This window comes from Granulicoccus phenolivorans DSM 17626 = NBRC 107789 = JCM 15570 (genome assembly GCF_000423085.1).
GTDB lineage: Bacteria > Actinomycetota > Actinomycetes > Propionibacteriales > Propionibacteriaceae > Granulicoccus > Granulicoccus phenolivorans.
Map to the genome: position 1 here is coordinate 107,824 of NZ_AUHH01000009.1, position 13,495 is coordinate 121,318.

The following is a 13,495-nucleotide window of genomic DNA, read 5'->3' on the forward strand; positions in this document are numbered from 1 at the left end:
ACGACGGTGCGGTCGTCGGGTCGGCCGGCAGGTGGGCCAGTGCGCATCCGGGCAGCGGGCACAAGTGTCGGACCGGCCGACTAGGGTGCAGCTTGTGGATCCCGAGGAAGATGACGATCAGCTCGACGAGTACGGCTTCGAGCCCTCGTTCGAGCAAGACGGACCGTCTCTGCTGGGGGACGAACCGGACGAACCGGAGGACGCCCCCGACCCCGCGGCCGAATCCGACCCGGAGCCCGCACCCGCGCCCCCGACCGACTCGGTAGCGACCCCGCCCGCCGCAGCGACGCACCGGACGGAGCCGCCGCGCGAGGCACCCCTGGCGCTGTACCGGCGCTATCGGCCGGACACCTTCGAAGAGGTGATCGGCCAGGAGCACGTCACCAAGCCGCTGCAGCGTGCCCTGGCGAACAACCGGGTCAACCACGCCTACCTGTTCTCCGGTCCGCGCGGCTGTGGCAAGACCACTTCCGCGCGGATCCTGGCCCGCTGCCTGAACTGCGAGCAGGGCCCGACCCCGACGCCGTGCGGGGAGTGCGAGTCCTGTCGCGAGCTCGCCACCGGTGGTCCGGGCTCGCTGGATGTGATCGAGATCGACGCCGCCTCGCACGGTGGCGTGGACGATGCCCGCGACCTGCGGGAGAAGGCGTTCTTCGCCCCGGTCAAGGCCCGCTTCAAGGTCTACATCGTCGACGAGGCACACATGGTGACCCCGGCCGGCTTCAACGCCCTGCTGAAGGTCGTGGAGGAGCCGCCGCCGCATGTGAAGTTCATCTTCGCCACCACCGAGCCGGAGAAGGTGATCGGCACGATCCGATCCCGGACCCATCACTACCCGTTCCGGCTGGTGCCGCCGAAGGTGCTCGGTGGCTACCTCGGGGAGATCTGCCGGTCCGAGGGGATCGCGATCGAGCAGAGCGTGCTGCCCCTGGTGGTCCGGGCCGGCGCCGGGTCGGTCCGCGATTCGCTCTCGGTGCTCGACCAGTTGCTCGGTGGGGCCGCCGAGCAGGGCGTCAGCTACGACCAGGCGACCGGACTGCTCGGCTTCACCCCCGATTCCCTGCTCGACGCGATGCTGGACGCCTTCGCCGCCGGTGATGCCTCGAGTGTGTTCAGCACGATCGACCGAGTGATCGAGATCGGCCAGGATCCCAAGCGGTTCGCCGAAGACCTGCTGCAGCGGCTGCGGGATCTGGTCATCTTCGCCGCGGTGCCGGACGCGATCGCGGCCGGCCTGATCGACGCGGCCGAGGATCAGACCGAGCGGTACCGGGCGCAGACCGCCCAACTCGGCGTCGGGGAACTGACCCGCGCCGCCGAGGTGCTGGCGACCGGCCTCACCGAGATGCGCGGCACCACTGCACCCCGGCTGCACCTGGAACTCATGTGTGCCCGGGTCCTGCTGCCCGGGGCAGACGCGGGGGATCGGGGTGTCCACGCCCGACTGGACCGACTCGAGCGGCGCGTCGGCATGGACGGTGCCCCCGGGGCCGCCGAACCGGCGCTGACCGCTCCGATCTCGGCCCCGCCGCCCGCTGTGACCCCGGCCGCTCCGGCCCCGGCTGCTCAGGTACCGTTTGCCGCGCCGGTGCCCCCGAGCGCGGCCGTGCCGAGCCCGGCCCCGGCGGCACCCGAGCCCGCTCGCCGACCGGCTCCGGCACCTCGCCCCGCGGCGACCGCCCCTGAGCCGGTGGCGCGCCCCACCGCCCCGGCCCACCCGGTCCGCGAACCGGAGCCCGCGCCGGCAGCACCGGCGGCCGGACCGGGTCCCGCCGCTGCCGCCGAGCAGCCGGCCGGTGCGGGGCCGACGCTGGCCGATGTACGCCGGCTGTGGCCCGACGTCCTGGAAACCCTCAAGGGGATGCGTCGCTTCGCCTGGATCCTGATCAGCCAGAACGCCCAGGTGGGCGGAGTCCACGACGGGGTGCTCACCCTGATGCTGCGCAACGACGGGGCCCGGGATCGCTTCCATCGCGGCGGCAATGAGACCGTGCTGCGCGAGGCGTTGATCCAGGTGATGGGCGTCGATCTGCGGATCGAGGCCGTGGTGGAAGGGACAACCGCACCCCAGGGCGGGTCGGGCCGGGGCCCACAGGCCCGCCAGTCGGGTCCGGCCCCGCGGCAACCTGCCCCGGCACCCACACCGGACGCACCCGCGCCGATGGATCGGCAGCCGGAGCAGTCCCGCCCCGCGCCGCCGCAGCCCGCGCCGCAGCAGCCCGCGCCGCAGCAGCCCGCACCGCAGCAGCCCGCACCCCAGCAGGGCGGGCCCGCAGCAGCGCCGCCCGCACCGCCACAGCGGGTCCCGGCGCAATCACAGCGGGAGCCCGGTCACCGAACCGGACCCGAGCCGACCGACCCCCCGGTCCGCGGGACCCGCACCGGCCCGGCGAATCGTCGCCCGGCCGCCCCCCATCAGGTCGAACCGCCGCCCTACGACGAGGAGCCACCACCCCCGGAGGATGAGCCCCCTTTCGTTGATCCCGGCCCGCCGACCAGGCCCGCGGCGCCCCACCGGGACTCAGCCGGGGCCAGGTCCGCCATTCGTCCGATGGCGGCCGCGCGACCGCGTACGCCCACCCCCGACCCGGAGCCCGAGGTCGAACCCGACCGCAACGACACCACCGTCGAGGGGGACAACGAATCGACCGCCGAACTCCTGGCCCGCCACCTCGGTGCCGAACTCATCGAGGAGGATGTTGTCTGAGCCAGCGCCTACTCTGGGTGCAGCCAGATCCGTCTGCCTACCCGAACCGACAGATCCGCCGGATCCCCGACCCATGGAGAAACGCTCATGATGCCCGAGAACCTCGACATGAACGCCCTGCTCGCCCAGGCCCAGCAGATGCAGGCCCAGATGGCCAAGGCCCAGCAGGAACTGGCCGAGTCCAAGTTCAGCGGATCCGCCGGCGGCGGCCTGGTCACCGCTGAGGTCACCGGCGACGCCGAACTGGTCGCGCTGACCATCAAGCCCGAGGCCTGCGATCCCGAGGACACCGAATCCCTGGCCGACCTGATCATCGCCGCCGTCCGCGACGCCCAGGCCCAGATGCGTGCCCTGGCCCAGGCGAAGTTCTCCGGGATGCCCGGGATGGACGGCTTCGGGCTCTGATCCCACCCCGGCCGGCCGCCCCCGCGCGGCCGGCCACATCCGTTTGACCGAGAACGAGGTTTGTGTTGTACGAGGGTCCCGTCCAGGATTTGATCGACGAACTCGGGCGGCTGCCCGGGGTGGGGCCCAAGAGCGCCCAGCGGATTGCGTTCCACCTGCTCGCCGCCGACGCCGAGGACGTGGAGCGCCTGGCCGACACATTGCGCCGGGTCAAGGAGAAGGTCCGCTACTGCGAGGTCTGTTTCAACGTCTCCCAGGAGGAGCGCTGCCGGGTCTGCCGTGATCCACGCCGCGACCCGACCATGATCTGCGTGGTCGAGGAGTCCAAGGACGTGGTCGCGATCGAGCGGACCAACGAGTTCCGCGGCACCTATCACGTCCTGGGCGGCGCCATCAGCCCGATCGACGGGATCGGCCCGGGCGACCTGCATGTCCGCGAACTGATGCAGCGGCTGGCCGACGGCACCGTCACCGAGGTCATCCTGGCCACCGACCCCAATCTCGAGGGGGAGGCCACCGCCACCTTCCTGAGCCGGATGCTGGCCTCCTTCGAGGACATTCGGGTCACCCGGCTGGCGTCCGGGCTGCCGGTGGGCGGCGACCTCGAGTACGCCGACGAGGTCACGCTCGGACGGGCGTTCTCCGGACGCCGGGTGCTCTGAGCGCCCGCACGGCCGCCGCCGGGATTCGCCTTAGCAACCGGACAGTAGTTTTCACCCGCATAAATTGAGGGCCTTCGGGTGGCATAAGCGCAAATTTGCTGGCTAGGGTTCGTGCGCGTGGCAGCGGTTGCCACACATTTGCGCAAAGGAAATCTCGGTGGACCAACGAAGTGATGTTCACGGTTCTGACGCGACAGGAAATCCGGCCCGGCCCGGAGTCTCGCGGCGTACGGTCGTCGCCGGCGTGGCCTGGGCCACTCCGGCAGTGATCGTCTCCAGCACCCTGCCTGCGGTGGCGGCCAGCCCGGGCCGCCCGTGTGATGCCGTCACCTATACCCAGATCCATGCCGCGGCCCAGTTTCTCAGCGGGACGTTGCTCGGCACGCGCCTGAGCCAGGTCTTCGACGACCCGAGCTGGACCGGCGCCTCCCTCGCCCAGGTGCGGGGCCTGAAGGTCTCGACCATTCCGCCGGCAGCGCCGGTGGCCGACCCGACCAGTGCCCAGCAGGTCACCACGGCGTCGGGCCCGGCGTACCGGATGCCGTTGGATGTCGATGCCCTCGGGGCGGTCCAGGTCACCGCGGGTATCCCGCTGGGGAACCTGATCCGGACCGATCTCGGTGTGCTGAACCAGTTCGCCCAGGCCCTGGCGAACGGGCGGGCCGTCGGCTCGACCGGGGCGGTGGACAACAGCAGCGGCGCGATCGACCTGAGCAACACCGCCCGGTCCACCACATACGCCAGCATCAACCTGAAGAACCTGCTCAACGAGGCGCTCAGCGGGGGACTGGCCGGGCTGGGCAGCGGGGTCTCCGAGATCACCGATCTCACCCTGAACGTCGGAGCCGTGGCCGGCCGGGCGTACGAACAGGACTGTGCGGTCTGCATCACCCGGGACTACCTGCTGGCCTGGCTCCGCCTGGCCCTCGATTCGCCGCTGATCGGTGCGGTCACCAGCGGGCTGGAAAGCACCCTGAACACCGTGATCGGCGAAAGCGGCGTGGTCAACTCACTCCTCAGCGACCTGACCAGCGCCCTCAGCCTGCTCGGCATCGACGCCACCGCCCAGCCGTCGATCACCACCGACTACACCGGAGCCGGCGACCTGCTGCCCGACAGCGACCTCGTCGACCTCCGCCTGGGGTCGGCGCAACCGCTGACCATCGATATCGGTGCCCTGCTCGGGGGCGCGTACCGGCCGGACGGGACCAACTCCGCCCTCAACGGGCTCGCCCCGAATACCAGCCTGGTGGTCAACCCGAGCGCGATCACCAACACCGTGACCGAACTCGGCAAGCTCGCCGCCAACCTGACCGGCAGCACCGGCGCCTCGACCGGAATCACGGCCACCGACACGATCCGGGTCAAGCTGGTACTGAACCTGAGCGCCCCGCTGCTGGGTACTGCCGCGATCACCGTCGATGACACCCTGACCAAGATCATCGCCGGCGACTTCACCCCCAGCACGACCGGCAGTGCCGGCATCATCGGACTGCTGACCGCGTTCCTGTCCGGCACCCTGAAGACCACCCTGCGGACCCTCGGTGGCACCATCCGCGACCTGCTGGCCAGTCAGGCCGTGACCACCACCGTCAACACGGCTGTCACGAACCTGTCCTCCGTCGTGGGCGCGCTGCTGAACGCGCTGTTCATCACCCCCGGGGTGCTGCAACTGACCGCCAATGCGCAGAACGATCCGCAGATCGCCTGCCAACCGCCGGGCAATGCCGGCGCCGAGCCGGCGGACTGGGCCGGTCTCGCCGACGGGGAGTACGACGTCGCCGCCCTGCGGATCGGGGTGCTGAATGCGCTCAGCGACAAGCTGGTCACGCTCTACCTGGCCCGGGGTGCGGTCGGTCCGATCGCGCACCTGTGAGCTGACCGCCACCGGCGTACGCCGGACCCCACCGGGGGCGTGCCGATGCCGGTACGCCCCCGGATCCGTCCCGGGACCACGCCGGCCGGGCCGCAGCGGACTACCCGTCTTCGGATCAGCGCACTACAATGGCGCCGTCGCACGGCATTGATGGGGCCATCACCTCGGAGCTGCCGGAAGAACGGCACCGCTCGGTGCTCACTAGACCCGGCCGCGACAGGCTTGAGTGGGCCGGTTCCCGGCCAACGAGGGTGGTACCGCGGGCCCTGCCGGCTCGTCCCTCGACGTTCGACTCCACCCTTCGTTGAACCCGAGGACCGATGACCGCCAATCGCTACCGCAGCGTCCCCGCCCAGATCGATCTGCCCGCCATGGAGCGGGAGATCCTGCAGTTGTGGGAGCAGCAGGACACCTTCGAGAAGTCGCTGGCGCGGACTGCCGACGGCGAGCCGTGGACCTTCTACGAGGGACCGCCCACCGCGAACGGGATGCCCGGTACCCACCACATCGAGGCCCGGGTCTTCAAGGACCTGTTCCCCCGCTTCCGCACCATGCAGGGCCGCTTCGTCGACCGCAAGGCGGGCTGGGACTGCCACGGTCTGCCGGTCGAGCTCGCGGTGGAGAAGGAACTCGGGATCAACGGCAAGCCCGAGATCGAGGCGTACGGCGTGGAGGCCTTCAACGCGAAGTGTCGCGAGTCGGTCACCCGCCACGTGGATGCCTTCGCCGCGCTGACCGAGCGGATGGCGTACTGGGTCAACATGGACGACGCGTACTGGACGATGAAGCCGTCCTACATCGAGTCGGAGTGGTGGGCGCTCAAGCAGATCTTCGAGAAGGGCTGGCTGACCGAGGAGCAGCGGGTCGCCCCGTACTGCCCGCGCTGCGGTACCACCTTGTCCGACCACGAGCTGGCCCAGGGCTACGAGGACGTCCACGACGAGACGGTGTACGCCCGCTTCCCGCTCACCTCCGGCCCGTACGCCGGCACCGCGGACCTGATGATCTGGACCACCACCCCGTGGACGCTGATCGCGAACGCGCTGGTCGCGGTCGGGCCGGAGCTGACCTACGTGACCGCCACCGACGGCGAGTCCACCCTGATCATCGCCGAAGAGGCCGTCGAGCACCTGCTCGGCGAAGGCTGGACGGTCCAGGACCGGTTCACCGGCGCGGAGATGGTCGGCTGGACCTACCAGCGTCCCTTCGAGGTGATGGAGCAGCCCGGAACGGCCCATTTCGTGGTCGCCGAGGACTACGTCACCACCGGCGAGGGCACCGGCCTGGTGCACCAGGCGATGGCCTTCGGTGCCGATGACTACCAGTCCTGCAAGCGCAACGGGATCGAGTTCGTCAACCCGATCGGACCCGACGGGCGGTTCTACGAGGGGCTGGGCCTGGTCTCGGGAGTCTTCTTCAAGGACGCCGACGACATCATCCTGGAGAACCTGCGGCATCGGGGCCTGGCCTTCAAGACCGTGGTGCACGAGCACGCCTACCCGCACTGCTGGCGCTGCCACACCCGGCTGCTCTACTACGCCCAGCCGTCCTGGTACATCCGCACCACCCAGTTCAAGGACGCCCTGCTGCGGGAGAACGAGGCGACCAACTGGTACCCGGAGACCATCAAATGGGGCCGCTACGGCGACTGGCTGAAGAACAACGTCGACTGGGCGCTGTCGCGCACCCGCTACTGGGGTACGCCGCTGCCGATCTGGCGCAACGACGTCGACCCGACCCGGATCGTATGTGTCGGATCCCTGGCCGAACTCGGTGAACTGGCCGGGCGGGACCTGACCGGATTCGACCCGCACCGCCCGTTCATCGACGAGGTCACCTTCACCCAGCCGGGCGTGCCGGGCACCTTCCGCCGCGTCCCGGAGGTGATCGACGCCTGGTTCGATTCCGGCTCGATGCCGTTCGCGCAGTGGGGCTACCCGTACGCCGAGGGCTCGCAGGAGAAGTTCGAGAAGCACTTCCCGGCCGACTTCATCTGTGAGGCGACCGACCAGACCCGCGGCTGGTTCTACTCCCAGATGGCGGTCAACACCGCGGTGTTCGACCAGAACGACTACCGCAATGTGCTGTGCCTGGGTCACATCATGGCCGAGGACGGCCGCAAGATGTCCAAGCACCTGGGCAACATCCTGGAGCCGATGCCGCTGATGGACCGGCACGGCGCCGACGCGGTGCGCTGGTTCATGGCCTGCTCCGGGTCCCCGTGGATGGCCCGTCGGGTCGGGGACACCACGATCCAGGAGACCGTGCGCAAGGTCCTGCTGACCTACTGGAACACCGTCGCGTTCCATGCGCTGTACGCAGGCGTGAACGACTGGACCCCGACCGGTTCGGCCCCCGCGGTCGCCGATCGCCCGGTGCTGGATCGCTGGCTGGTCTCGGTGACCCAGGTCCTGGTACGCGAGGTGACCGCGGCGCTGGAGGACTTCGACACCCAGCGCACCGGCACCCTGCTGCAGAAGTTCGTCGACGACCTGTCCAACTGGTATGTCCGGCGCTCCCGCCGGCGCTTCTGGGCCGGCGACCCGGCTGCTCTGTGGACCCTGCACGAGGTGCTGCACACCGTGACCCGGCTGATGGCGCCGCTGATCCCGTTCATCACCGAACGCGTCTGGCAGGACCTGTTCGTCGCCGCCGATCCCGCCGAGGTGGAGTCGGTGCACCTGTCGACCTGGCCGGTGGCGGAGGAATCGCTGATCAGCGAGGACCTCGATGCCGCGATGGAACTGACCCAACGCATCGTGGAGCTCGGTCGCTCGGCCCGCTCGGAGGCGAAGGTGAAGATCCGCCAGCCGCTGTCCCGGGCGCTGGTGCCGAGCGCGGCGTACGCCCAGCTGACCGATGAACTGCGCCAGGAGATCGCCGCAGAGCTGAACGTGGAGCGGATCGAGTCCTTCGCCTCGGCGGGCGACCTGGTCGACTACTCCGCGAAGGGCAACTTCCGCAGACTCGGCAAGCGGTTCGGCAAGCAGACCCCGCTGGTGGCGCAGGCGATCGCCGACGCCGATGCAGCCGCGCTGAACGATCAGCTGCGCGAGCACGGGAAGGCGATCGTGCAGGTGCCCGAGGTCGGCGAGGTCGAGGTCGGGCCCGATGAGGTCCTGCTGTCCGAGCGTCCGCGGGAGGGCTGGTCGGTGATCAACGACCAGGGCGAGACGATCGCGCTGGACCTGGAGCTGACCCCCGAACTGGTCCGGGCCGGGCTGGCCCGGGAAGCGATCCGGCTGATCCAGGAGACCCGGAAGAACACCGGGCTCGAGGTCTCGGACCGGATCACCCTGCACTGGTCGGCGGAGGGGGAGATGGCCGAGGCGCTGCAGGCCCATGGCGCGCTGGTGGCCGATGAGGTGCTGGCCACCGAGACCGTCGAGGGGACGCCCAACGGCGAGTGGACCACCGACGCCGACCTGGGCCTGAGCATCCGGGTGGTGCGCGCCGAGGCGTGACCGGTCCCGTCGAGCGGCGGACGAGGCGGCCTGCTGATGAGTAACCTGGAGGCTCAGCAGCAGGAGGGAGCACGGTGTCCACCCAGCCCACCCCGCCGCCCGGATGGGCCGGACCACCTCGACCGGCGGTACCCGTCCCGCGCTGGGTCAAGCCCCGGCCGCCACAGCCCGGCAGCATCCCACTGGGGCCATTGAGCATCGGGGAGATCTTCGGCGGCACGTGGAAGACGATGACCCGCAACCGCCCCGGCACCATCGGACTGGCCGCGGTGGTGTGCCTGGCGGCGCTGATCCCGCTCAGCCCGATCCTGATCGTGGTGCCGCCCCAGGTGGGGGCGTTGGTGGTCGAGTCCCTGGCGTACGAGGACTTCTTCGGCGTCGGCCGGCTGATCGCCTCCTTCGTGATCCTCGCGGTGCCGTTTCTGGTGCTCGGGATCGCCCAGGCGTACCTGGTGCCCCCGTTGACCGTCTCGGCCGCCGAGGCCTCCACCGGACGCCGCCCCGGGATCAGCGAACTGCTGCGGGCGAGCAACCCGGTCGCGCTGGGCAACATTCTGTGGCACCTGCTGTGGCCGGGGCTGTTCTACACCATCGGGATCCTGGTCGATCTGGGGATCCGATTCGGGGCCGCCGGGGGCGGGGCGCTGCTGATCCTGGCCTGGTGGACCGTGCTGCTGATACTGAACTACTACTTCGGGACCCGGTTCGCCTTCGTCCCGACCGTGCTGACCCTGGAGCGGTTGCCGCTGCCGGCGGCGATCAAGCAGTCCTGGTTGCTGACCCGCGGCAAGGTCTGGAGCACGCTCGGGCACCAACTCGCGATGGCCGCGATCTGCGGCACGCTGGTCGGCATCGGCTGGGCCCTGGTGGCCCTGATCTGGATCAGCACCCTCACTGCGGCCGAAAGCACCACCGGCTTCGGGTCGACCTTCCTGGTGCCCACCATCGGCGGGACGGTGCTCGCGCTGCTGGTCGGGATCTTCGGCGTACCGGCGATGACGCTGTCGACGACCTACCTGTACCAGTCACGGCGCTTCGAACTCGATCCCGGGTACGCCGATCAGCTGCTCACCAGCCATCGCACCGGGCAGGCCCCCTGGCTGGCCCCGGAATCGGAACCGTCGAAGGACTAGCCATGGACCTCAGCGCTGCGCGGCCACTCGCCGGCGGCATCACCGAACGCGAGTTCACCCTCGACGCGGTCCCCGGCATCCTGTGGACGCCGGCCCGGGCGTCAGCGAGCGCACCGGTGCCGCTCATCCTGCTGGGCCAACCGGGCGGGATCGGGCTGCGCCGGATGTATCCCGCGCTGGCCGCCCGGGCCCGCAGCGCGGCTGCCGACGGTATCGCCACGGTCACCCTCGAGCTGCCCGGCGCGGGCCAGCGGCCCCCGTTGCCGGGAGCGGACGCGGTCCGCGCGGAGCTGCGTCAGGCACTGGCGGCGGGTGAGCAGCCGACCGAAGAGGTGATCGATCGGCTGATCCTCCCACTGGTCGAGGCCGGTGTGCCGGAATGGCAACGGACCCTCGACGCGGTGCTCGGCCTCCCCGAGATCGGCGGGCGGGTCGGGGTGTCCGGTGGTGTGATCGCCATGGGCGTACGCCTGGCGCTGGTCGATTCGCGGATCGCGGCGGCGGGTCTGTTCGCCGGCAGCTTCGTGCCCCGGACGACCCTGGCCGAGGCCCGCCGGGTGAGGATTCCGCTGCACGTGCTGCTGCAGTGGGACGATGAAGGAAACGACCGGGGACGGGCGCTCGAGCTGTTCGATGCGTTCGGTTCGCCGGAGAAGACGCTGTACGCCAACATGGGCGGCCACACCGGTGTCCCGGCCTTCGCCGGGGCGGACGCTGCCCGGTTCTTCGCGCGGCACCTGGGCCGTCGCTGAACCTGCGTGCAGTGGTGCTGAACTGTCGACCGAGGAGAACAGGAGCCAACGATGCGAGTTGTCCGCGTGACTGCCGACCTGACGGTGCCCGACCTGGCCGAGGCCACCGCCTTCTACACCGAGTTCCTGGGGCTGGAACTGGAGGACATGGGCCTGGACTGGGTGACACGCGTCGTCGCCCCGGCCACCGGCGAGCACATCCAGTTGCTCCGGCGGGATGCGACGGGCCCGGAGAATCCGCTGCTCACGATCAAGGTCGATGACGTCGAGGAGGCCTGGGCGATCGCCCAGCGCCGCGGTTACGAGATCGTCCACCCGCTGACCACCGAAGCGTGGGGGATCCGCCGATTCTTCGTCCGGGCACCGGGTGGGATCGTGCTCAACATCGCCCAGCACCACGACCCGGACGCGTAGGCCCGCGGCGGTCCGGCCGGTCGAGTGGGCTCGTGCCGGTCCGGCCGGTCGCGATGTCTTGCCCCAGTGCGGACGAGCATTGTGCCAGCGCGGCAGACTAGAGTGACTGGCGAAGTTTCCGCAGCCGGAAGGGGACCACGTGACCCGGGTAGTTCAGAAGTTCGGTGGCTCGTCAGTGGCCGATGCCGAGAGCATCAAGCGTGTCGCCAGGCGGGTGCTGGCCACCAAACAGGAGGGCCACGACGTCGTTGTCGTCATCTCCGCGATGGGGGACACCACCGACGAGCTGATGGACCTTGCACTGCAGGTCTCACCGCTGCCGGCGCCGCGGGAGTTGGACATGCTGCTGACCACCGGGGAGCGGCAGAGCGCCGCGCTGTTGGCGATGGCGCTGTCCGATCTGGGCTCGGAGGCCCGCTCCTACACCGGGTCGCAGGCCGGCGTCATCACCACCGGCAAGCACGGGGACGCCCGCATCATTGACATCACCCCGGGCCGGATCGAGTCCGCGCTGGCCGCGGGCCATGTCGTGATCGTGGCCGGCTTCCAGGGCGTCGCCCAGGACACCAAGGACATCACCACGCTGGGCCGGGGCGCCTCCGACACCACCGCGGTGGCCCTGGCCGCCGCTCTCGGCGCGGAGTACTGCGAGATCTACACCGACGTGGACGGCATCTTCACTGCCGACCCGCGCATCGTGCCCAGTGCCCGTCAGGTCCCCGAGATCAGCTACGAGGAAATGATGGAGATGGCCGCCTCCGGGGCGAAGGTGCTGCACCTGCGCTGTGTGGAGTACGCCCGTCGCGAGAACGTCCCGGTCCATGTCCGATCCTCGTTCTCCACCCGTCCCGGCACCTGGGTCCGCGACATCAACCTCACCAATCGGAAGGAATCCAGCATGGAGCAGGCACTCATCTCCGGGGTGGCCCATGATCGCAACGAGGCGAAGATCACCATCGTCGGGGTCCCTGACAAGGTGGGCATGGCCGCGCGGATCTTCAGCGCGATCGCCCAGGCGGACATCAACATCGACATGATCGTGCAGAACCAGTCGGTCACCGAGACCTCGCGTACCGACATCTCCTTCAGCCTGCCCATGGGCGACGGCCGCCGGGCGATGGAGACCCTGGACGCGCTGAAGGACAAGATCGGCTACAGCGAACTGCTGTTCGACGACCAGATCGGCAAGGTCTCGGTGGTGGGGGTCGGCATGAAGTCGCACCCGGGGGTCACCGCCAAGTTCTTCTCGGCCCTGGCCGAGGCCAACGTGAACATCCACATGATCTCGACCTCGGAGATCCGGATCTCGGTCGTGGTCTCCGCCGAGGATGTCGACACCGCCGTCCGCGCCGCACACACCGCGTTCGGCCTGGACGCCGAGGGCGAGGCCGTGGTGTACGCCGGGACCGGCCGCTGAGCCCCGAGCGGTAACCGACGACCAACGAGGGGGATCTCCGGTTCGGAGATCCCCCTCGCGCATGCCCGGATCAGGGCGTAAGCCCGGATCAGTACTGGGGCGAGCTGCCCCACTCCTGCGCCGGGGCAGCGGCCTGACCGTACGGCTCCCCCTGCGGTACGGCCGGGTACCCGCCCGGCGCGGAATGACCCGGCGCCTGGGTCCAGTACGCGGGCCCGCCGTCCCCGAACTGCACTCCGGCGGCAGGCGTCGACAGTACGGCCCGGTCGGCCTCCGCCGGCGTCAACACGGCCATCAGCAGCAACGCGATTCCGCCGAGGAACAGCAGCATGTCGAACACCGAGCGAAGCGTGAACAGGGTGAAGTAGGTGTCCTGGGAGAGGCCGGTGCCGCTCAGGCTCAGCACGAATCCGATCATCATGCGCAGCACCAGGGCAGCGATCCCCGCCACGGCGTACACCCGCCGTCGCCCGGTCGCCCGGATTCCCACCAACACACCGCCGGCCAGCAGGCCGATCAGGATGACGACGCTGAAGACCGCGCTGATCACGCCGAGTGTGCTCCAGGACATGTTGCCTCCGCTCGTGGGTTGCGGTCAGCCTAGTCGGGCGGCGTGTCAGCCCCGCCCGGTTCCGGCTTGATCTGCGTCAAGGCGTACCGGGCGC

General features: G+C 69.9%; 10 protein-coding genes. 9 read left to right on the forward strand and 1 reads right to left on the reverse strand.

Annotation, left to right across the window (positions count from 1 at the left end; translation table 11 throughout):
• Positions 1-64: 64 nt before the first annotated feature.
• The 9 genes from G531_RS0104745 (at position 65) to G531_RS0104785 (ending at position 12,830) form a co-directional block, all read left to right on the forward strand.
• Positions 65-2,707 carry a DNA polymerase III subunit gamma and tau gene (locus G531_RS0104745; protein ID WP_428829746.1) on the forward strand — a complete coding sequence of 881 codons (2,643 nt, stop codon included), beginning with the start codon at positions 65-67 and terminating at the stop codon, positions 2,705-2,707.
• An 87-nt stretch (positions 2,708-2,794) separates the two neighbouring features.
• Positions 2,795-3,112 carry a YbaB/EbfC family nucleoid-associated protein gene (locus G531_RS0104750; RefSeq protein ID WP_026926369.1) on the forward strand — a complete coding sequence of 106 codons (318 nt, stop codon included), beginning with the start codon at positions 2,795-2,797 and terminating at the stop codon, positions 3,110-3,112.
• 65 nt (positions 3,113-3,177) lie between these two features.
• The gene (gene recR, locus G531_RS0104755; RefSeq protein WP_026926370.1) at positions 3,178-3,774 is read left to right on the forward strand and encodes a recombination mediator RecR; all 597 of its coding nucleotides are present in this window, start codon (positions 3,178-3,180) and stop codon (positions 3,772-3,774) included.
• A 157-nt stretch (positions 3,775-3,931) separates the two neighbouring features.
• Positions 3,932-5,650 (forward strand): choice-of-anchor G family protein, encoded by a 1,719-nt coding sequence (locus tag G531_RS0104760; protein ID WP_162143143.1) that lies wholly within the window; start codon positions 3,932-3,934, stop codon positions 5,648-5,650.
• Between the two features lie 320 nt (positions 5,651-5,970).
• A complete protein-coding gene (gene ileS, locus G531_RS0104765) occupies positions 5,971-9,114 on the forward strand; it encodes an isoleucine--tRNA ligase (RefSeq protein ID WP_026926372.1) in 3,144 nt (1,047 codons plus the stop codon).
• Positions 9,115-9,305: 191 nt separating this feature from the next.
• A complete protein-coding gene (locus tag G531_RS0104770; protein ID WP_060929981.1) occupies positions 9,306-10,247 on the forward strand; it encodes a glycerophosphoryl diester phosphodiesterase membrane domain-containing protein in 942 nt (313 codons plus the stop codon).
• Positions 10,248-10,249: 2 nt separating this feature from the next.
• Positions 10,250-10,999, forward strand: coding sequence for a hypothetical protein (locus G531_RS0104775; protein ID WP_026926374.1), 750 nt, complete (start codon positions 10,250-10,252; stop codon positions 10,997-10,999).
• Between the two features lie 51 nt (positions 11,000-11,050).
• Positions 11,051-11,413, forward strand: a complete 363-nt coding sequence (locus tag G531_RS0104780) for a VOC family protein (protein ID WP_026926375.1) — start codon at positions 11,051-11,053, stop codon at positions 11,411-11,413.
• 139 nt (positions 11,414-11,552) lie between these two features.
• Entirely contained in the window at positions 11,553-12,830 is a 1,278-nt protein-coding gene (locus G531_RS0104785; RefSeq protein ID WP_026926376.1) for an aspartate kinase, read from the forward strand.
• Between the two features lie 88 nt (positions 12,831-12,918).
• Here the strand turns inward: G531_RS0104785 and G531_RS0104790 are convergent, their stop codons facing one another.
• A complete protein-coding gene (locus tag G531_RS0104790; protein ID WP_026926377.1) occupies positions 12,919-13,401 on the reverse strand; it encodes a hypothetical protein in 483 nt (160 codons plus the stop codon).
• Between the last annotated feature and the right edge of the window lie 94 nt (positions 13,402-13,495).

Bases quoted from the DNA above. Each gene is read 5' to 3' on its own strand.
- G531_RS0104750 (WP_026926369.1), top strand. From the start codon at position 2,795: ATGATGCCCGAGAACCTCGACATGAACGCCCTGCTCGCCCAGGCCCAG.
- ileS (WP_026926372.1), top strand. From the start codon at position 5,971: ATGACCGCCAATCGCTACCGCAGCGTCCCCGCCCAGATCGATCTGCCC.
- G531_RS0104775 (WP_026926374.1), top strand. From the start codon at position 10,250: ATGGACCTCAGCGCTGCGCGGCCACTCGCCGGCGGCATCACCGAACGC.
- G531_RS0104780 (WP_026926375.1), top strand. From the start codon at position 11,051: ATGCGAGTTGTCCGCGTGACTGCCGACCTGACGGTGCCCGACCTGGCC.
- G531_RS0104790 (WP_026926377.1), bottom strand. From the start codon at position 13,401: ATGTCCTGGAGCACACTCGGCGTGATCAGCGCGGTCTTCAGCGTCGTC.